We start from the raw sequence: 20,830 nt of genomic DNA on the forward strand, positions 1-20,830 counted from the left end.
GAGCGGTGACCAATAACGTTGAATTCGCCTAGGTACCATTTTACGTCTCGTGATTGAAACGAATTGGGGCACAGTTCACTGGCTTGCGATACTTCGCTCTGGATGGCACCGATCATCCCAGTCATCGGGAACGGGCCCGGATGGTCCGGCGTTATAGTGCCTGGCGTAATCATCACACCGCTGACCCAAAGCTTCGCAAAGTCATCACGCAAGGCAGCATCTCATCAAAAGGGCAAAGGTTACCTGACGCAGAACTAATCACGATAAGACTGTTCGACCGCCTTATTCCATTCCTCGTAGGCGTCCTCGCGCTCACCTTCACTCATTTCCGGAGTCCAGGTCTGCTTGATGGAGATCAGTTCAGCGATCTGATCCAGGCTCTGGAAGAAGCCCGACCCCAGGCCTGCTGCAAAGGCAGCTCCCAGGGCGGTGGTCTCAATGTTATGGGGACGGATCACGTCGATGCCCAGGATATTGGACTGCATCTGCATGAGCAGTTCATTTTCCACCATGGCGCCATCCACGCGCAGTGATTCCAATTCCTTGCCGGCATCAAGTGCCATGGCTTCCACAACCTCACGGGTCTGGAAGGCGTTGGCTTCCAACACGGCACGGCAGATGTGGTTGCGGTTGGCATAACGGGTGAGTCCGGTGATCACACCGAGGGCATCAGAACGCCAGCGTGGTGCGAAGAGGCCGGAAAAGGCCGGAACCACGTGCACACCGCCGTTATCGGGAACCTGGAGTGCCAGCTCCTCGATTGCAGGAGCGGTCGGGATCATCTGCAGGGAGTCACGGAGCCACTGCACCAGGGAACCACCCATGGATACGGAACCCTCGAGTGCATAGACAGGTTCCTGGCCTTGGATCTGATAGGCGATGGTGGAGAGCAGTCCGTGCTTGGAGATGCTCAGTTCCTTGCCGGTGTTCATCAGGAGGAAGAGGCCGGTGCCATAGGTGTTCTTGGCATCGCCCTCCTTGAATCCACCCTGACCAAATAGTGCTGCCTGCTGATCCCCCAGCACGCCGGTGATCGGAACATCGGCGAGGATACCGCGGTGGCGTACGGAGCGGTAATCACCAATGGATGATTTGATCTCCGGGAGCATGCTCATGGGAATGTCCAGTGCTTCACAGAGTTCCGGATCCCACTGTTGGGTGTTGATGTCCATGAGCAGGGTGCGGGAAGCGTTGGTGACGTCGGTGGCGTGGATGGCTTCTGCACCGTCATCACCGCGGACACCACCGGTGAGGTTCCAAAGCAGCCAGGTGTCCATGGTGCCAAAGAGCAGTTCGCCCTTTTCCGCGCGTTCCCGAACACCTTCCACGTTATCCAGGATCCATTTGAGCTTGGGCCCTGCCGGGTAGGAGTTGAGGAGCAGACCGGTGCGGTCCAGCCACTTCTGTTGCCCTTCTGCACCGGCGAGTTCCCTGCAGATCTCATTGGTGCGGGTGTCCTGCCAGACAATGGCGTTATACACAGGTTCACCGGTGGCGGGGTCCCAGACGACGGTGGTTTCACGCTGGTTGGTCACACCGACGGAGGCGATTTCATAGGGGGTGATGTCGATTGCCACCATGGCCTGGCTGACCACGGCACGGACATTGTCCCAGATCTCCAGGGCATTGTGCTCGACCCAGCCCTGCTCAGGGAAGATTTGTGAGTGTTCTTTGGTGGCCACCGAAACCACTTCACCGTTTTTATCGATGATGATGCAACGGGTGGACGTGGTGCCCTGGTCGATGCCAGCCACATAAGAATTGGCTTTTGAGGATCTCATGGCCCCTATTTTTGCATGCGGACCCAAGTACGGTATAGCCAAAAATGAAAGGGTTATGCCTGCGCCCGGTTACCACCCCCGCAGCGCACACCCAGGACATAACCGGTGGTCAGGATATATAACACCAGCTTGGCGGAAAGGACTCACTGTGTGGGATTTGCTGATAATTAAATCCCATTTTCCGCGTCCTGGCGGAAGCTGACCCGGAATTTAATTCACGGTTTTAGCGGCTCCACCCTATCCCTGAGTTAGAACCACCACTCCAACACCTCAGCCACCCCGGCCTCATCATTGGTGGTGGTCACGTGGTCGGACACTGCCTTCACTTCCGGGCGGGCGTTGCCCATGGCCACTCCCCTGCCGGCCCACTGGAGCATTTCAATGTCATTGGGCATGTCACCAAACGTGATCACATCAGATTGCTCCACCCCCAGCAGTTCCGCCAGGTAGGCAACACCGAGCGCCTTGGTCACCCCAGGTGCAGCCACCTCGAGCAGGCCACCGGACATGGAGAAAGTCACGTGGGCCATCTCCTCCGGGATCGCCGGGCGGATCAGGTCGAACATCTCCTTGGATTCCAGGAAATCACTGCGCAGCAGTAGTTTCGTCGCCGGTTCGGAGATCAGCGTGTCCAGGGACACCACGCCGTGATCATCCAGTGTGGGCCAGGCATGGCTGTATTCCGGGGTCACCAGGAAGAGTTCATCCACATTGTCGAAGGCGGAGGTGCCCGCACGTTCCACGGCAAAACTCACGCCACCGTGTTCAGCCAGGGCGGCGCGGGCGAGGCCCACCACGGACACCATCACCTCCGGCGCCAGCGTATGGGCCTTGAGGATCCTGTCCTCTGCGGAATCGTAGATCACCGCCCCATTCGCGCAGACACAGACAGGGCGCACGGGCAGCTGCTCCAGGACGTTGAAGATCCACCGTGCCGGCCTGCCGGTGGACAACGCCATGACCGCACCTTGCGCCGTCATGCGTGTGATCACCTCACGGAGTCGGGCGGGCACGCGTTCGGCGCTGTCGATCAACGTTCCATCGACGTCGCTGGCCACTAGCTTGGGGGCGGGACCAGGACTGCTCATGTCTCCTACTTTCGTCTGATTTTTCCAACAAGGCCCCTGGCCTTGTTGAACAGCCGCTTGGGGAGCGGTTTCTTGTCAGCGTGCGCGGCCTGCTTGGCCTCGCGTTTTGCTTGTCGACGCTCCTTTTCCGCCATCTCCAACAGGGACGCCCTCTCCAGCGAAGGGGCTCCCCCACCGAGGGATTCCGACCGCCAGAGTTCCCCGCCTTCGAAGGGGCCGAAGGTGGTCTCGTACTCTGTCCGCACGTCGTCGAGAAGCTCTTTCATCGCCCGGGAGAGGCGCTCGGTGGCCTCTTCCGGGGTGCCGCTCGAGTCAACCGGCTCGCCGACTTTGATGATTATCGGGAAGTGGGTGCGACCCATATTGCGGTCGATGTCCTTGGTGATGATCCGCTGGCCACCCCAGATGATCAGGGGCAACAGTGGGGCGCCTGCGGCCTCGGCGATACGGACCGCACCGGTCTTGAGGTTTTTGATCTCGAAGCTGCGGGAGATGGTGGCCTCCGGGAAGATCCCCACCAACTGCCCCTGTTTGAGACGGGTTACGGCATTCTCCAGGGAACCCGCGCCTTTGCCTTTATCGCGGTTGACCGGGATGTGGTGCATCCCCTTCATCAGCTGGCCCACGCCGGGAGTATCAAAGATCTCCTTCTTCGCCATGAACCGCACCAGGCGCTTGCCCCGCAGATGTGCCGGGAGACCGCCGAGGATGAAGTCATAATAACCGGTGTGGTTGACCGCCAGAAGCGCACCCCCGCTGGTGGGGACGTTTTCCGATCCGTAGACATAGAGCTTCAGGCCCTGGGCCTTCATCACCGTTTTAATGAATCGGATGATGATGCCGTTGTACAGGGGTTCCCTGGATTCCTTCGGGTGCAGTGGCACCTCCGGGGTGCCTTCCGGCACGAAGAACCCCTGCTTTTTAACCATGTTGTGCATTGCCACGTGCCTTATTTGATGGGTTCGAGGACATCCTTGCCCACGAATGGGCGCAGCGCCTCGGGAACGATGACGGAACCATCGGCCTGCTGGTTGTTTTCCAGGATGGCGACCAACCAGCGGGTGGTGGCCAGGGTGCCGTTGAGGGTGGCGGCGATCTGTGGCTTGCCGTTGGCATCGCGGTAACGGGTCTGCAGACGACGTCCCTGGAAGGTGGTGCAGTTGGAGGTGGAGGTCAGCTCGCGGTAGGTCTCCTGGGTGGGGACCCAGGCCTCGGTGTCGAACTTGCGGGCAGCGGATGCACCCAGGTCTCCACCGGCGACATCGATGACGCGGTAGGGAACCTGGACGGCTGCGAGCATGTCCTTTTCCATCTGCAACAGCTTCTGGTGCTGCTCCTCGGCCTCCTCAGGCTTGCAGAATACGAACATCTCCACCTTGTCGAACTGGTGGACACGCAGGATGCCCCGGGTGTCCTTTCCATAGGATCCGGCTTCACGGCGGAAGCAGGAGGACCAGCCCGCGTACTTCATGGGGCCGTCATTGAGATCGATGATCTCATCCTTGTGATAACCGGCCAGGGCCACCTCAGAGGTGCCCACCAGGTACATGTCATCGCGCTCGAGGTAGTAGATCTCTTCGGCGTGATCACCGAGGAAACCGGTGCCGGCCATGATCTCTGGGCGGACCAGCACCGGTGGGATCATCATCTTGAAACCAGCTGCGGTGGCCTTCTGCGCCGCGAGGGTGAGCATGCCGAGCTGCAGCATGGCACCATCGCCGGTGAGGTAATAGAACCGGGCACCGGAGACCTTGGTGCCACGCTTCATATCGATGAGGCCGAGGGACTCACCCAGCTCAAGGTGATCCTTGGGCTCGAAGTCGAAGGTACGTGGCTCACCGACATGCTCGAGGACCACGAAGTCCTCCTCGCCGCCGGCAGGGGCGCCTTCCACCACGTTAGACAGCTTCATCTGCAGCTCATGCACGCGCTGTTCCGCGGCTTCCTGTGCAGCTTCCGCCTCCTTGACCTTGGTCTTGAGTTCATTGGAGCCCTCCAGCAGTGCTGGGCGGTCCTCCGGGGAGGCCTGGCCGATCTTCTTTCCGAACGCCTTGTGTTCAGAGCGGAGATCATCAGCGGCCTGGATCGCCTGTCGACGGGTCTCGTCAGCACTGATCAGCTCATCAACAAGGGCGGGATCCTCACCACGGGTGATCTGGGAGGTGCGGACAACGTCAGAATTGTCACGGAGGAATTTCAGATCAATCATGGAATTCAATCTACCGTGCCCATCTCATCTTGGAGGCGTTAGGTGGAGACACAACCCCGATCCGCCCCTTTGCCCACCGGCCATGACCTAAACCACCTCCTGGTTATGACCAGGTGCGCTAAAGTTGAGTCTATGTCTGCTGCTGACCTTGCGGATGATGGATCCGCCCTGCCCCACCGTGTCTTGACTGACGGCCCCAAACCTAAACACCAGCAGCTGCGGGAAATACTCGAGGACCTGTGCACCACCCAGCTGCAACCGGGTGACATGCTGCCAGGCGAACGTGTCCTGGAAGAGAAATACGGTGTCAGCCGGATCACCGTCCGACGTGCCATCGGTGATCTGGTGGCCTCTGGCCGTCTTAAACGAGCCCGCGGCAAAGGCACTTTCGTGGCGCACTCACCGTTGGTCTCCCGCCTGCATCTGGCGTCTTTCTCCGCGGAGATGGCCGCCCAGAACCTGGTGGCCACCAGCCGCATCCTGTCCTCCTCCCGCGGGCCGGCCCCGGATGAGATCTCTGACTTCTTCGGCACCAACCGCGGCACCCAGCACATCACGCTCCGCCGTCTCCGACTGGGCAACGGCAGGCCCTATGCCATCGATCATGGCTGGTACAACGCGGACGTTGCCCCTGATCTTCTGGAAAATGATGTTTATAACTCTGTCTATTCCATCCTGGACCGCGTGTACAACGTCCCCGTGACCCAGGCGGAGCAGACCGTGACGGCGGTGGCCGCCGACGAGGATACCGCCAGGCTTCTCGATGTCTCCCCGGGCGCACCCCTGTTGCGGATCCTGAGGCAGTCACTATCCAGCGGAAAACCCGTGGAGTGGTGTGTGTCGTTGTACCGAACTGATCGATATTCCCTGAAAACTATGGTTACCCGTTCAGAGGATCTCTGAGAAACTGCCCTTTGCGTGGCATGATGGTGACAATCATGAGTACATCCACTGAATCCTCAGCACGCACACAGCGCAAGGGTTTTCGTTCCGGCGCCGCGGTGCAGACAATGCTCGTTGCAGCACTCGCGGCTTCGGCTGCTGTCGGCATGTATTCCTACGGGGTCAGTTCCAACGATGAGGGACAGGACACGGTCGCGACTGGGGAGACGTCGACAAGCACACCGGCACCTGCACCGGTCGCATCGTTCACCACCGCCGACGTGGGAATGTGTGCCACGTGGGACGTCAATAATGACGGCCAGGTCTCAGGCTTTGAACAGACAAGCTGCGAAGGCGAACACCGCTTCGAGATCTCCAAACGGGAGGACCTGGCAACCTACCCCAGCTCCGAGTTCGGCCCCGCGGCTGAACCACCCAATCTCACACGTCAGGCGCAACTACGCGAGGAGCTGTGCCAGTCCCCGACCCTGGCATACCTCAACGGCCGTTTTGATCCGGCAGGGCGCTACACCATCGCACCGATCCTGCCACCAGCCGAGGCGTGGGCCGCGGGGGACCGCACTATGCTGTGCGGCCTGCAGGCCACCGACTCCAACGGCATCCCCCAGCTGACTGTGGGCCCAGTGGCCACCAATGACCAGGCACGTGTGTTTGAAACCGGTGCGTGCGTCCGGGTGGAATCCTCTGCGGAATTCCGTGAGGTTGACTGCGCTGAGGACCACCACCTGGAAACAGTGTCCACGGTCAATCTCGGTGTTCCATTCCCGCAGGGCGTCCCCAGCACCGATGACCAGAACAACTTCCTCGGCAGCACCTGCACCCAGGCCGCCATCGACTACATGGGTGATGAGGAACGGCTCTACCAGTCCTCCCTGCAGACTTTCTGGCCCACCATCACCGCCAATTCCTGGCTCGGTGGTTCACACAGCGTGAACTGTTATCTCATGTCCCCGTCCACCGAGGGGGATTCCACCTTCAACATCCTCAATGGCTCTGCACTCACCGGGTTCACCATCAACGGTGAGGTACCACCACCGCAGCCGGAACGGGATCCACTCCGTCCCGGCGCCTCGGTTCCGCTCTAGTGTGAATTCTCCGGGAGAGATGATCTTGATCGACGTCAGCGATGAACGCTTCGAAGAAATGGTCGATGATGCCTTCGACCAGGTCCCCCAGAAGTTTCTGGACAACATGCGCAATGTGGTGGTGCTTGTTGATGACTTTCACCCCGAATCACCCAACATCCTGGGCCTCTACACCGGGGTGGCGCTGACCAACCGGATGTTCGCCCACGGTGGTCTGCCCGACACCATCACCATTTACAAAGGTGCCCTCCAGCGGCACTGCCATTCAGAGGAGCATCTGGCGGAGCAGGTCCGGGTGACTGTCCTGCACGAGGTGGGCCACTACTTCGGGCTGGAGGAACATGACCTGCACAGGCTGGGGTACGCCTAGCGTGATCGTGACATGAGAAAACCGGCAGGTGCACAACAGCATCTCATCGCTGTTGTGCACCTGCCGGTTGTTGTGTGCTCAGGTTCGGGAGGGGCTGTCCCCTAGCCTTTCTTCACCGTGATCTGCCAGGAGGCATCTCCGACTTCGCGGAAGTCGGTGACCTCGTGGCCATCGGTGGCGCACCACTGCGGGATGGCGTCGGTGGCCTGGGTGCAGTCGAAATCAATGACCAGGTGATCACCGGACTGCAGGGTCTTCATCACGTCCTTGGCTTCAATGAGTGGGAACGGGCACACCGCGCCGAGGGAATCCAGGGCGTAGTAGCCACTGCCCAGGTCACGCAGTTTCTGGCTGACCGCGGGCTTGAGGCTGATGAGTCCGGTTGCGACCTTCACACCACCCAGCGGTGCTGGGGTGACGGCGGAGTCGGTGTTCACCGGCAGGACGCGGTCCTCAGCGGAGGTCGGGGTGGCGTGGTCCAGGCTCTCCTCGGTGGAGTAGGCCTGGGTGGCATCTGCCTTCTGCTGGGCCACTGCTGCGGGCTTGAGGAAGATCTTGGCTGCCACACCGACACCGATGGCGATGAACAGCAGGGCGATCCAGCCCTGGAAGCTGAAGAGGCTGGTCTGGACCATGCCGTTACCCACGGTGCAGCCACCGGCCAGGGAAGCGCCGACACCCATCATGGTGCCACCGATGACGGCGCGCACGGAGGTGCTGGCATCGGCGACGCGGACACGGAACTCACCGCTCGCCTTCGCTGCGATGAAGGAACCGACCAGGATGCCGAGCACCAGCATGACGCCCCAGTTGAGGTAGCTGTCATCGCCGGTGGTGGCGTACTGCAGAGTGTGTGAGGTCGGGGTGGTGATACCCAGACCGGAGTTGCGGCCAGCCGCTGCGGACAGTGGCCAGGCGATAACACCGATCAGACCGACCAGGGCACCCGCGGTATAGACGTGCAGTGGTCGCTTCCATGCCGGCTGATTGCCCAGGCGGGCGATCTTGGGGCGCTTGGCCTCCAGCAGGCGGAAGTGACGGACCAGGTAGGCGGTCAACGCGGCGAAAGGAACAACAAACCACCAGATGGAGACACCCAGCAGGGCAGGGAGGGTGGTGAGTTCGGTCTCCCAGGAGAACATGACATCAGTGAAACCGCTGAGGGCGCCGTCCTTCATGGCCGCCGTGGAGATGGCATAGGTGGCCAGGGCGATCCAGGAACCAACCAGTCCCTCACCCGAGCGGTACCACGTTCCGGAGGCACAACCACCGGAGAGGATGATGCCGAACCCGAAGATGAAGCCACCCAGGATCACGGCGGCCGGAGCGAAGTTGTTATAGGTCGGGGTGATCACACCCGCAGAGGTCAGCGCTGCGATGCCCACGGCGTGGACGGCGATGACGATGAGAAGGCCAACGAAGGTTCGCCAGGAGCGCTGGAGGAAGATATCGCGCAGCATTCCGGTGACGCAGAACCTTCCCCGTTGCATCACGATACCGAGCGCGGTACCGACGGCGAGTCCGGTGAGGATCATGGGAACCAGCTTTCTGAGGTTCAGGGGTTTATCTTAAGTCCGACTTAATATAGACCCCTCGGTACACCTTTGTCTAGCCCCTATAGACAGAGCTGTCCGAATTTATTCCTGAGCTGGGCTGTCATGCAGAACCGACACCCCTGGGCCACAAAAGCACGCAGGCCACACGCATGCCCCACGAAAAGAAGACCCGAAAAGAAGGCACCCGCAACCTCCCTTGAGATTGCGGGCACCTCCGTCCACCGGCCCCCACCGGCCCCCACCGGTGATGCCTTAACTTACGCCTGCACTTCCTGCCATGGCAGCGGGCTGCCGGTCCAATGAACCACATCCCATTTGCCGAAGCTCTTGCCGTTGGGTTCCAGCACCACATAACGGCAGTTGCCCAGGTAGGTGCTGAAAGCGAAGTTCGGATCCACACCTGATGCGTGGGTGGCCACGATGCGGATCACGGCGCCGTGGCTGACGATCGCCACATCACGGTCATCATCCAGGTCATGGCTGTCCATGATTTGATCCAGGGTGGGCTGGTACCGGTTCAGTACGTCCTTGTAGGTCTCACCTCCGGGCAGGGCTGCCGTGGGATCACCGTGGAGCCAACCGCTGAGCGCAGCGGAGTAGGTCATGTGGGCTTCGGCGTCACCGCGCATCTCAAAGTCACCGGCGTCGATCTCATGGATGCCCTGAACCACATCCAGTGGCACCGCGCCTTCGACAAGATCACGGGCCTTTTCAATGGTGGAGGTGGCCAGCACGGCGGTCTGCTGGGCGCGCAACACGATGGAGCTGTACACATGCGCCAGGCGGTCGCCGCTGTAACCGGCCAGTTCATGACCGACCTCGAGTGCCTGCCTGCGGCCCTGTTCGGTGAGTTCTGCTCCCGGGGGACGGGTATCCAGGAGGTGCCGGACATTGTTGTGGGTCTGTCCGTGCCTGACCAGGATGATTCTGCCAGCCATTGTGTTAGTACTCCCTGCCTTCCAGTGCCGCGCGGACCCAGTCGTCCGCCTTCTCCAGCCGGGCGATGTCATCCGCCCAGGTGTCCTTATGGTCATCCTTGCGGGGCGCCGGCCACGAACCCAGGAATACCAGGTCTTCGGCCTGCATGTGTAGGGCGCGCAGTGCCTCACGGACGGGGAGGTCCTCGATGTGGCCGAGGAAATCCAGGTGGAAACGGTAGGTGCCGAATTTCTTCCGCGTCGGGCGTGATTCGATCCGGGCCAGATCCACACCGCGCAGGGCGAATTCATTGAGTGCCCGCACCAGGCTGCCGGGAGTATTCGGCAGCGCGAATACCACGGAGGTGTGGTCATGTCCGGTGCGCGCGGGCGGGGCGATGCGGTTGCGCACAGCCACGAAACGGGTGCGGGCGCCACGGACGTCAGCCACGTCGTCGACAAGCTTCTCCAGGCCAAAAAGCGTGGCCGCACGCTCTGGGGCGGCTGCGGCGTCGGCGCCGTTTTCAGAGACCAGCTGTGCTGCGGCGGCGTTGGAGGATGCGGAGACGAACCGCGCGCCCGGCACATTATCCGCCATCCAATTCTTGATCTGCTGGTGTGCAACGGGGTGGGTGGCCAGGGTCTGGATGTCGGCGAGGGTGGTGCCGGGGCGGGCCATGATGGTGAAGGAGACCTCGATTTCCTCCTCGGCGAAAATCTGCGCATCGGAGCCCTGATCCAGGGCGTCGTAGGTGGGGGTGACAAAGCCGTCGACAAAGTTCTCAATGGCCACGACCGCAAAATCAGCCCTGCCCTCGCGCACGGCATCAACCGCCTGCTGCGGTGAGTTCACCGGCATCTGCGTGATTGCCCCGGGGCCGAATTCGCCACGTTCCGCGAGGCGGATCAGCGCGGCTTCGGTGAATGTTCCTGCGGGCCCCAGATAGGACACGACTGTCTGTGCGTCACTCATAGCTACTTACCTTAACCGGTGTTCACTAGTGTGGTTGTTCATGTCAGTTGCCTCCCCGTCCGCGCTATCCACGCTGTCCGCGCGCATCTCCACCATGTCGCCGGCTGAACACGGATTCTCCTGGTTCAATCCGGAGGTCACCGCAGGTGATGGCCGCGGCCCGTTGCACGGCATGATCATCCCGGCCAAGGACCTGCACCACGTAGCTGGAATGCCCACCTCCTTCGGTGCGCATGGACGGCGAATGATGGCCACGGAGACCGACCCATTTCTGCAGAGCCTCATCAACCGCGGTGCGATCATCGCGGGCAAGACCCAGACCAGCGAACTGGGCCTGACTGCCTACTGCGAACCTGTCCGCATGCCCGCCCCCGATAATCCCCGGTTCCCCGGTCACACCACCGGCGGTTCCTCCGGTGGTGCGGCGGTGGCGGTGGCCCGTTTGCTTGTCGACGCCGCCCACGCCTCCGACGGTGGCGGTTCCATCCGGGTGCCGGCCGCAGCCTGCGGCGTGGTGGGTTTCAAACCCTCCCACGATTCCAGCGGTGGCAGTCCGGCCACCCAGGGGTTCATCACCCGGGACATCAACACCCAGTCACTTCTGCACGCGGTGGCACCGGTGACGCGCCCCCTGCGCATCGGTGTGCTCCTGGAACCGGTACACGCGGAGACAACTGTGGATGATCAGTTTGTGCACACGGTGGAAGCGGTGGCTCATCGGTTGGAACGTTTCGGGCATGAGGTGGTGCCAGTTGTCCGCCCCTATGGGGATTGGGCGTTCGAGGCCTTCACGGAGGTGTTGGCCATGCGCTCGCGTTCCATAGAGGATCCCGAGGACGGTGAGGCCAGCGCGATTGTCAGTTGGCTGCGCGAACTGGGCCGCGCACAGACCCCGCTGCACCGTGCCCAGGCGGTGCGCGCTTTCGACTCGGTGGCTGATGTGGTTCTGGAGGCCTGGGATGTGGACGTGGTGCTCAGCCCCACCCTGGCTTCTCCGCCCCCGGCCCTCGGGCACTTCTCCTCGCTCAGCCCGGAGGCTGATTTTATGGAACAGACCCGGTGGACACCGTGGGCAACCACCTACAACATGACTGGCGGCGCCGCGATCAGCCTGCCGGTGGACGGTGTCGGCGTGCATCTCGGTGCGGTGCGCGTGGGCAACGCGGAGATCCTCGGCCTGGGAGGTCAGCTGCTGTGACACGTGCCCGCATCAAAAAAGAGATCCTGCTGGTTCTGGCCATCACCTTCGGTGCAAGCGGTCTGCGCTCCCTGCTCAGGCTTATCGACGACCTCCTCTCCCCCGTCGCCCTCAATGACCAGGCCGTCTCGCTGACCACTCCCCAGGCAACCAGCGTGTGGCTGGACCTGGGTTTGCAGCTGGTGTCCGCGGGAGTGCTGTTCTCCTGGGGTGGCCTGGCGCTGTATCTACTCTCCGGTGATGGTGTCCGGATCGGGCATATCCGGTGGAATGATCTGGGTTGGGGCGCGGGGTTGGCCGCCTTGATCGGACTGCCCGGGTTGATCTTCTACGCCACCGCGGTGCACCTGGGATTATCCAAACAGGTCATCCCCACCACCCTGGACAGCCCCTGGTGGGAGGTGCCGATCCTGTTGTTGTGGTCAGGTGCCAATGCCTTCGGGGAGGAGATCGTGGTGGTCTTCTGGTTGCTCACCCGCCTGCGGGGCCTGGGGTGGAGCGTGCCGGCAATGATCATCGTATCCTCGCTATTGCGTGGTTCCTACCACCTCTACCAGGGGGTATCCGCTGGTTTCGGCAACATCATCATGGGTGTGGTCTTCGCCTGGTTCTACCACCGGACCGGCAAGGTGTGGCCACTGGTGATCGCCCACTTCCTCATCGATGCCGTCGCCTTCGTCGGCTATACGGCACTTGGCGGAAACCTGAGCTGGCTGGGGCTATAAGGCAGCACTTCGCCCGAAGCGCTGCTTGGTCTGATGCGCTGGGTCACGCTTCAGAGATCCGGTGGCACTAGGGCTACTGTATAACCATGGATTCACGTGGACAGGGGGATTACGCCCGCGACAGTCAGGGCCGTCCCATCCTCGATCGCTACGGCAGGCCCGTGCGGGCGCGTCGGCAAGCACCCCGGCAACCGGCTCAACGCCCAACGCCGCCACCGGCTGATTCCACGCGCGTGTTCCCGCAGCAGCCGAGGCGACCTGTGCCCCCGCGCCAGCAGTATCAGCCACTGCCGCAGAACCAACCCCGCCAGCAGGCCCATCAGCAGCCGGGCCGCATTGGGCATATCCCCCAGGAACTTCCGCATGTGGTCAACACCCCGGCGCCGAGGCAGCGCAAGCGTCGCAATCTACCCAAGATCCGCCTGCGCCCACGGGGTTGTCTTGGATCCCTGTTCAGCATCCTGGCAGTGATCCTGGTACTTCTGGGGGCTGGCACCCTCTGGGCGGATTCGCAGCTCAATCGGGTGGAGGCAACCCCGGATGTTCGCGTCTCCAATACCGCGGGCACCAACTGGCTGTTGGTGGGCTCTGATTCCCGCGAGGGCCTGACTGAAGAGGACATCGCGCGCCTGGGCACGGGCGGCGATATCGGTGTGGGCCGCACCGACACCATCATGCTGTTGAATATCCCGAGGAGTGGCGAACCCACGCTGCTGTCGATCCCGCGCGATTCCTATGTGAACATCCCCGGGTGGGGCATGAACAAGATCAATGCCGCCTTCACCGTCGGTGGCCCACAGCTCTTGGCACAGACGGTGGAGGAAGCCACCGGACTGCGGGTGGATCACTATGCAGAGATTGGCATGGGTGGGTTGGCCAACATGGTTGACGCCATCGGTGGCGTGGAGATGTGCCCAGACGTGCCCATCCAGGATCCGCTGGCCAATCTGGACATCCAGGCAGGGTGTCAGGAGTTCGACGGTGCCACCGCCTTGGGTTATGTGCGCACCCGTGCCACTGCCATGGGTGATCTTGACCGTGTGGTGCGCCAACGGGAGTTCTTCTCTGCGCTGCTGAGTACCGCCACCTCACCCGGCACACTGCTCAACCCCTTCCGCGTCATCCCGATGGTGGGAGATGCGGTGGGCACCTTCACCGTCGGTGAGGGTGACCACATGTGGCACCTGGCTCGCCTGGCACTGGCCATGCGTGGTGGCATTCAGAACGAGACCGTGCCCATTGCCACCTTCGCTGATTATGCGGTGGGCAATGTTGTCATTTGGGATGACCTGGCCGCCCGGGAGCTCTTCGATTCCCTGAAGTAGACCCCCTTCCGAACAGCATGAATGCCCCAGCCCCCTGAGGCTTATGGAACTAAAAGGGGCTGGGGCATTTTGTGTAATTGACTTAGCGGATGGTCACCTGACGGGACTTGATGTTCTCCAGCTGACGACGCTCATCCGGGGTGAGCTGCGCATCATTGGACAGCTCGGCGGAGATCTTCTCGTCGAGGGCCTTGAGCTCAGCGCCATAATCCGTGTGGGAGCGCTCAGGATCGAGATCCCAGACCGGGACGGTGATGCCGTGGGTGCGGAAGGCACCGGCGAACTTGGTCTCTTCGCCCAGGATCAGTTCACCGCGGGCGGCGATACGTGCCAGGGCTGCCAGAAGTGCGTTCTCCTCGTCGGTGCGTACCCAACGGATATGGGCCTTGCCACCTGGGTTGACCCACCAGACAGCACCCGGGACATCAGCTTCAACGGGGTGGGACGGCAGGATGGATTCATTGGCCATCTGCATGTGCTGGGCCACCTCCGGGGAGAGGTTGTCCTCATCGGCCAGCCACCAGTTGAAGTCCTGCTGTGGGGTGATGTCGAGGGTGGCGGTCGCGCTGAGAAGCTCCGCCAACGGCGGCTCGGAGCCGTCGTGTTTCGCACTGGTCAGCGACTGGCCGGCTTCAGCACCACGGACCCAGTTCAACGCAAAGGCGAGATCCTTGCCCGGGGTGTTGGAACGGGTCGCCTGCTGGAGCGCCACGAAGGCCTCGCCGCCGTGCTCCTCATCGCGGATGAGTGCTGCTGCAGCTCCCGGGAGGACGGTGCAGAGGGTGACCTTGCGGTCAGTGCCGGTGACGGTAACCGGTGCCGTTGCGGAAGGAATGAATTCCTGCAGCGCGACGAGCTGGGCTTCCATGGCCAGGCCCTCAAACGGGCGTGGCTCTCCTACCAAGGCCTCGCGCTCTGCGGCGCGGGCCGCCAGTTTTGCTTGACGACGGCTCATGCCCTCAGGCAGCACTTCATTCTTCTTATTCTTCTTTGCCATGCGCATTAGCGTACAGGGCGGTTACGGGGTCGTCGTTCAGATACTCCGCAGCCTCGCCAGGGAAATTGGTGGTGAGCATCTCCACACCACGCTCAAGGGCCCACTGCCAGTCCTTTTCCTTATCCACGGTGAACAGGTAGGTGGGCAGCCCCTTGCGCCCGATGAGATGGGGATTGCGTTTCGCACGCTCAATGGACAACCCCAGGCCGGTGGGGTTGCTGAGGCGACGGTCCGTCGGATTGAGCCAGCGTTCCCAGGAACGACGCAGGTGGATGCGGTCAATCTCAGGAGCGAGCTTATTCATCAAGTGAATGGCGGGCAGCGAAAAGGAGATGAAGTGGATGCGAGGATCCTCGGTGAGGCCGCGGTAGCGCAGGATCTTCACGATCTCCTCCTCCAACATGATGGAATACCTCATCGGGTGCTTGGACTCTATATAGAGGTGTTTATCCGGATAATCCTCCATGATGTCCAGGAGGTTGTTCAGGGTGAGTACCTTCTCCGGGGCTTCCTCGGTACCGAAGTTCAGTTCCAGCAGCTGTTCCAGCCGCATCGCCGACACCCGCCCGAAGCCATTAGAGACCCTGCTGATCACCGGATCATGGATGCACACCACCTCACCACACCTGGTCAGGCGGACATCTGTTTCCACCCCGTGGATGGGCAACTCAAGCGCACCTTTGAAAGCGGATGCAGTGAGCTCCGGGTACTGGGAGGATAAACCCCGGTGCGCGATGATCTTCATAATTCACATTCTCCTACGCCGGTATGAGGGAGGTAACGCCTTTCCCAGTATCCACCCAGGTGGTGAACTTTGCAGAGCCTTGATGCCACCTGTGAATGAAGTCGACATGAATTATCACAGCACACAGGGGCTGTGCGTTGCTGGAAATCAACAAATGGGTGGCATAGATGTCAGCCAGCTTGGCGCACAGTCAAAATAAGCCACACATCAGATACGGGCCGAAAAGACCCCTCGCCAGGATGCCCGGTGCCTGGCTTAATCTGGCCGTTGCCGACTTCTCCCAAGCTGATTGTTTCTTGCTGGTGCTGCATCTGAAACATCATCCGGGGTTGAAGTTCTAGTGTTCGCAGTTAACGCCATCATTGTCACCGTCGCGGTACCAGTCATATTCCGGGTTCATACCTTGGACATAGTTGCCGTATCCGGCGGCAATGGCCTGTTTGCAGTTGGGGAACCGCGGGTCAGTTCCTGCTGGTGCAGGTGCAGGAGCCACCGCTGCTGGTTGTACTGGTGCTGGTTGTACTGGTGCTGGTTGCTCTACCGGCGGCGCTACCGGGGGCTGCTCCACGGTGGTCGTGGCAGTTGCGGCGATGGTGTAGACCGTGTCATCAGTGGGTACTTCCTGACCAGGGCAGGCATCAAGCACCCGGGCCATTGCATCCTTCTCCGCAGCAGTAACCCACAGATCATAGCGATGCTTCACCACGATCTGACGGGAGACATAATCACAGCGGAACGCCCTGTTGCCGGGCAACCAGGAAGCCGCGTCACTATCACTTTTCTGCTGGTTCGCTGGGCCGTCAACCGCAAGCAGGTTCAAGGGATCGTTGGAGAACATTCTGCGTTGCTCTGCGGTGAGCTGTTGTGCACCTTTTTGCCAGGCATCCGATAGCGCGACCACGTGATCAATCTGGACGGCAGTGGAGGTGTCCTGCCCGCGCTGGAAGTTGATCTGGGTGGCGGTGTAGGGATCATTGAGTACACCAGTGACCACCACGCAGTTCTGGGTGTTATCCCGATAGGCGACCTGTTCCAAGTCCCGATTGAGGATGTCATTGCGGGTGTCACAACCATTACGGTCCACATCCGCCCAGGCAGGACCAAATTCATCGCGGCTGTAGCCGGTCTTGGGCGCACGGCCCTTGACCTCCAGTGCGCTGAGTACATCTACCGCGAGGGTGCTGTTGGGGTCTGCCGTGTTGGTGCCGGACGTCGACGTCGAAAGGTCCGTGGTGGAGCTCGGCGCTGCGGAAGTCTGCTCCGAGGTGGGGGCCGGGGAGGTGGCCGATGTACTCACCGGCGAGCTGGTGGGTTGTTCTGAATCCGGAAGCTGACAACCAGTGAGAGCAAGGAGGACGGTCAGGGCGGATCCGGCAATGGCCAGGCGGCGTTGAGCCCGCATGGGTGGCACCTCTTATTCGAAACAGTAATTCAATAATTGTTTCTTTAGAGTACATGTGTTGTTCACACCCACATGGCAACCGGGTTTATCCATACTCCCTTTCGAGGAAAGGCAGGAGCTGATTCGACAGGTTGTCGCTAGTGGTCGGCTTTTCTTTCCCGGGTGACCTACAGATAGTTACAGGCACACTGTGCGAGCGCACGTAACTACGAAGACCAGCGGGTGTTGGTGCAAAGTTGAGGCAGTAAGAAGACCGGCGTGAATAATTAAGGCCATGGGCATCTTCTCGGGTCGCTATTTTCCCGCGAGATCATTCTGTGAGCGGTGCGGTGGTACGCCCATTACCAGCATCAAGTGATTTTTGTGTGTGGAACTTGATCCCCCCGCCTCCGAATGTTGTGATGGCTGACCGGGGAGTCAGGACATTCTGAGAGCACCGGCTCGCAGCCTGCCACTCTCAGCCACGGAAACATACTTCCAGTAGTACTTCTAGGTGGGGCCCCAACTTTCTATGCTTCCGGCTCCTCCCAGCTGCGGATGCGGCGCAGCAGCATGCGGCTCTTACGCTGGGAGGCGCCGAGTTTCCTGCTCATGCGTGCCAGGACCTTGATGGCGTCATTGATGTGGGGGCCCTTGTTGAGCATGACGCATTCGCAGCGCAGGGCCAGGGCGGCGTCGGTGATTTCTGCACGCGACGGCAGGCCGTTCTTGGCCATGTTCTCCAAGACCTGGGTGGCGAAGATGGTGGGGATGTGGGCGGCTTCGGCAAGCGCCATGATCAGCTGTGGGACTTCAGCCATGCGGTCGAAGCCGAGTTCCACGGCGAGGTCACCGCGGGCGATCATGACACCGAAGTTTTCATGTTGCATGCCGGTGAGCATGATCTGCGCCAGGTTTTCATAACCGGGGATGGTTTCGATTTTCAACACCAGGCCGAGTTCGCGGACCTTGTCATGCTGGCCGGTTTCCTCGGCGATGTTCTTCATCGCCTGGAGGACGTAGTCCACATCGCCGGTGTCGCGGATGAAGGAGACGTTGACAATATCGGCGTGTTCGGCCACGAAGCGCAGGTGCTGGAGGTCTTCTTCGGTGAGGCTGGGCAGGGGGAGTTCGGAGTCAGGCAGGTTGATGCCCTTGTAGGCTGCCAGGTTCACACCCTGTGGGCGGGCGCGGGTGACTTCCAATTCGAGGACATGATGACCGTTCATTTCCTTTTTGTCGATGCAGACAGCGGCGATGCTGCCGTCGTCGAAAAGCACCCGGTGACCGACCTTGACGGCACCGACCGCCTCCGGGAGGGTGCAGCTCAGCATCGGGGTGCGGCCGAGGCCGACCGAGGGGTTATAAATCACATCTTCGGAGGTGAGGAACAGGCGGTTGCCCACCTTGAGGTTGATGCGCTGCAGCACCGGCGGGATGCCGCGCACCGGGGTGCGTTCATAGTCATGCTGGAGCAAGGTGCCGTTGGTGAGGTAGGCGTTCTGGTAGCCCTCGGCGAGCACCGCGCCGTCGAAGGTGCGCACCACGGTGAAGGAGCGGCGGGAGTCACGGTTGTCGGTCAAGCCGATGACGCTGCCGGTGTGAAGCTTGGCAAACCAGGTCGGATCCACCTGGATGGGGAGCGCGGGGCGGCCGGGCAGGCTCTCTGGAACCGGTGCCGGTTCCACGTCGTCTTCAGAAATCGGGGTGATCCACAGCTTGGACGGGGTGAGCACGCGGCCGGTGTCCAGGCGGGTGACACGCGCGCGACCCACCTCCGGGCCCGGCGCGATCTCGCCGGTGCGCACCTTCGGGCCTGCCAGGTCCATGGCCACGCGGATCTCACGGCCAGCTTCAGCGGCGACGGTGTGGATATTGTCAATCATCTGCTTCCACGCGGTTTCATCATCGTGGGCGCAGTTGATGCGGGCCAGGTCCATGCCGCTCTTGGCAAAACCACGGACCAGTTCGATGTCGGTGGCAGCCTCGGTGGGCAGGGTGACCATGATGCAGGACGGGGTGCCCTCGATCGGGGCGCCCAGGAGGATGTCAGCGTGCTCATCCAAGATCTCATCGGCATCGGAGAAGGCATCGGCCACATCGGAACCGGGGTAGAGCGGGCCTTCACCTAAGTAGGCGCCGATCACATTGCGGGCGGATTTCAGACGCGCCTTCACGCTGGGTTCGGTGGTGGTCAGTCGGGTGGAGCCGATCGAGGCCAGTGCGCTCTGCAGGGAGCGGAGATCACGGGTGCGCAGGTGCAGGTAGTGCAGCAGGTTGATCGCGCCGTTGTAATGGGTCGGGGCAACCTTATCGATCTCCGCCTTGTTGGCTTCGGTGACATGCGCGAGCTCGGTGAGAAGCTCATCCATCTCATGGCGTAGTTCCTGCAGATGATCGTGGCTGAACGTTCCCATTTTTACTCCTCAAACCCGTGGTTTACCGGCTCTCAATATCCCCATTGTGCACCTGTTTCAGGCATCCGGCATGTTGAAACAACAACCTGCTTCCTGCTTATCGACGAAAAGCTTTAAAACCCCTACCGCTCCGGCGGGAAGATCTCATCTTTGATAGCACGCAGCGTATCTGCGGAATGTTTGAAACGGGCCATCTCATGATCGGAGATCTCCAATTCCACCACCCGGTGGATTCCGCTGCGGTCAATGATGGCTGGGGTTCCGATGTATATATCCTCCTCGCCGTACTCCCCTTCAAGTAGGGCGCTGACGGGGAGGGCGACATCCTGGTTGTTGAGGATCGCGCGGGTGATGCGGGCCAATCCCATGCCGATGCCATAGGAGGTGGATCCCTTAGCGTCGATGATGCGGTAGGCGGCGTCGCGGGTCTCCTCGAAGATCTTCTCCAGGCGGTCCTCCAGACCGGGATCCTTCTCCAGCATCTTGCGCATGGACACACCCGCGATGGTGGCGGAGGAGAGCACGGGCAGTTCCGTGTCGCCGTGTTCACCGATGATGTAGGCGTGGATGGACTTCGGGGAGACATCATAAAGCTCACCCAGCATGTACCTGAAGCGGGCGGTGTCCAGGACCGTGCCGGAACCGATCACACGATCCTGGTGCAGCCCGGAGAACTTCCACACGGCATAGGAGAGGATATCCACCGGGTTGGAGGCCACCAGGAAAAGCCCATCAAAGCTGTTGGCCATGACCTCATCCACGATGGACTTCATGATCTTCACGTTCTTGTCCACCAGTTGCAGGCGGGTCTCACCCGGTTTCTGGGCGGCGCCGGCACAGATGACCACCATGGCGGCATCGGCACAGTCTGCGTAGGTTCCCTTCCTCACCTTGGTGCGCTTGCCCGCCCACACCACACCGTGGCTGAGGTCCATGACATTTCCTTCGAGCTTCTTTTCATCAATATCGATGATGCACAGCTCATCTGCAATTCCCTGATTAACCAGCGCGTAGGCGTAGGCGACCCCGACATCGCCCGCCCCGATCAGAACCACTCTGCTACCGACAAAACGCATGGTGCCCGTCCTCATTCCTCTGTTGAAGCCTGTTGACTCATAAAAGTTCAACCCGGGTGGCCAGAGAAAGGAACCGCTTCCGTG

The 20,830-nt window shown here is 61.1% G+C and carries 18 protein-coding genes; 6 read left to right on the forward strand and 12 right to left on the reverse strand.

The features are described 5' to 3' along the window. Positions 1–254 precede the first annotated feature (254 nt). The 4 genes from glpK to serS all read right to left on the reverse strand — a co-directional run bounded on the left by glpK (position 255) and on the right by serS (position 5,078). On the reverse strand, positions 255–1,781 hold the full coding sequence (glpK, locus tag CFAEC_RS12580; protein WP_290277345.1) for a glycerol kinase GlpK: 1,527 nt from the start codon (positions 1,779–1,781) through the stop codon (positions 255–257). A gap of 248 nt (positions 1,782–2,029) precedes the next feature. Further along, positions 2,030–2,869, reverse strand: coding sequence for an HAD family hydrolase (locus tag CFAEC_RS12585; RefSeq protein WP_290277347.1), 840 nt, complete (start codon positions 2,867–2,869; stop codon positions 2,030–2,032). Between the two features lie 5 nt (positions 2,870–2,874). Further along, positions 2,875–3,807, reverse strand: coding sequence for a lysophospholipid acyltransferase family protein (locus CFAEC_RS12590; protein WP_290279924.1), 933 nt, complete (start codon positions 3,805–3,807; stop codon positions 2,875–2,877). Between the two features lie 11 nt (positions 3,808–3,818). Continuing rightward, positions 3,819–5,078: a serine--tRNA ligase gene (gene serS, locus CFAEC_RS12595; protein ID WP_290277350.1), complete on the reverse strand. Its 1,260-nt coding sequence runs from the start codon at positions 5,076–5,078 to the stop codon at positions 3,819–3,821. 132 nt (positions 5,079–5,210) lie between these two features. Here serS and CFAEC_RS12600 point away from each other — a divergent pair, with 132 nt between their 5' ends. The 3 genes from CFAEC_RS12600 to CFAEC_RS12610 are packed head-to-tail and all read left to right on the forward strand — an operon-like array spanning position 5,211 to position 7,436. After that, positions 5,211–5,981, forward strand: a complete 771-nt coding sequence (locus CFAEC_RS12600; protein WP_290277351.1) for a GntR family transcriptional regulator — start codon at positions 5,211–5,213, stop codon at positions 5,979–5,981. Between the two features lie 20 nt (positions 5,982–6,001). Next, complete coding sequence (locus CFAEC_RS12605; protein ID WP_290277353.1) at positions 6,002–7,066, forward strand: septum formation family protein; 1,065 nt, start codon at positions 6,002–6,004, stop codon at positions 7,064–7,066. A 25-nt stretch (positions 7,067–7,091) separates the two neighbouring features. Next, complete coding sequence (locus CFAEC_RS12610) at positions 7,092–7,436, forward strand: metallopeptidase family protein (protein ID WP_290279927.1); 345 nt, start codon at positions 7,092–7,094, stop codon at positions 7,434–7,436. Between the two features lie 101 nt (positions 7,437–7,537). Here CFAEC_RS12610 and CFAEC_RS12615 read toward each other — a convergent pair whose 3' ends face one another. From CFAEC_RS12615 to pheA, 3 genes are all read right to left on the reverse strand, one after another. After that, positions 7,538–8,971, reverse strand: a complete 1,434-nt coding sequence (locus tag CFAEC_RS12615; RefSeq protein WP_290277356.1) for a YeeE/YedE thiosulfate transporter family protein — start codon at positions 8,969–8,971, stop codon at positions 7,538–7,540. A 278-nt stretch (positions 8,972–9,249) separates the two neighbouring features. After that, a complete protein-coding gene (locus CFAEC_RS12620; RefSeq protein WP_290277357.1) occupies positions 9,250–9,930 on the reverse strand; it encodes a histidine phosphatase family protein in 681 nt (226 codons plus the stop codon). Between the two features lie 4 nt (positions 9,931–9,934). Further along, a complete protein-coding gene (pheA, locus tag CFAEC_RS12625) occupies positions 9,935–10,882 on the reverse strand; it encodes a prephenate dehydratase (protein ID WP_290277358.1) in 948 nt (315 codons plus the stop codon). A 40-nt stretch (positions 10,883–10,922) separates the two neighbouring features. On the opposite strand from pheA, the gene CFAEC_RS12630 reads away from it, so the two are divergent. From CFAEC_RS12630 to CFAEC_RS12640, 3 genes are all read left to right on the forward strand, one after another. Next, positions 10,923–12,080, forward strand: a complete 1,158-nt coding sequence (locus CFAEC_RS12630; protein WP_290277360.1) for an amidase family protein — start codon at positions 10,923–10,925, stop codon at positions 12,078–12,080. After that, positions 12,077–12,805 (forward strand): CPBP family intramembrane glutamic endopeptidase, encoded by a 729-nt coding sequence (locus CFAEC_RS12635; RefSeq protein WP_290277362.1) that lies wholly within the window; start codon positions 12,077–12,079, stop codon positions 12,803–12,805. The genes CFAEC_RS12630 and CFAEC_RS12635 overlap by 4 nt, the downstream gene beginning before the upstream one ends. An 86-nt stretch (positions 12,806–12,891) precedes the next feature. After that, on the forward strand, positions 12,892–14,130 hold the full coding sequence (locus CFAEC_RS12640; protein WP_290277363.1) for an LCP family protein: 1,239 nt from the start codon (positions 12,892–12,894) through the stop codon (positions 14,128–14,130). 82 nt (positions 14,131–14,212) lie between these two features. Here CFAEC_RS12640 and CFAEC_RS12645 read toward each other — a convergent pair whose 3' ends face one another. From CFAEC_RS12645 to CFAEC_RS12665, 5 genes are all read right to left on the reverse strand, one after another. After that, positions 14,213–15,127, reverse strand: a complete 915-nt coding sequence (locus CFAEC_RS12645) for a DUF5926 family protein (RefSeq protein WP_290277365.1) — start codon at positions 15,125–15,127, stop codon at positions 14,213–14,215. Next, the gene (locus CFAEC_RS12650) at positions 15,111–15,872 is read right to left on the reverse strand and encodes a glycerophosphodiester phosphodiesterase (RefSeq protein WP_290277367.1); all 762 of its coding nucleotides are present in this window, start codon (positions 15,870–15,872) and stop codon (positions 15,111–15,113) included. The genes CFAEC_RS12645 and CFAEC_RS12650 overlap by 17 nt, the downstream gene beginning before the upstream one ends. Positions 15,873–16,209: 337 nt before the next feature. Next, positions 16,210–17,274, reverse strand: coding sequence for a GmrSD restriction endonuclease domain-containing protein (locus CFAEC_RS12655; protein ID WP_290277370.1), 1,065 nt, complete (start codon positions 17,272–17,274; stop codon positions 16,210–16,212). A gap of 509 nt (positions 17,275–17,783) precedes the next feature. Continuing rightward, positions 17,784–19,670 (reverse strand): pyruvate kinase, encoded by a 1,887-nt coding sequence (locus CFAEC_RS12660; RefSeq protein WP_290277371.1) that lies wholly within the window; start codon positions 19,668–19,670, stop codon positions 17,784–17,786. A gap of 122 nt (positions 19,671–19,792) precedes the next feature. Continuing rightward, positions 19,793–20,746 (reverse strand): L-lactate dehydrogenase, encoded by a 954-nt coding sequence (locus CFAEC_RS12665; protein WP_290277373.1) that lies wholly within the window; start codon positions 20,744–20,746, stop codon positions 19,793–19,795. Positions 20,747–20,830 lie beyond the last annotated feature (84 nt).

It is taken from the genome of Corynebacterium faecale, from assembly GCF_030408735.1.
GTDB lineage: Bacteria > Actinomycetota > Actinomycetes > Mycobacteriales > Mycobacteriaceae > Corynebacterium > Corynebacterium faecale.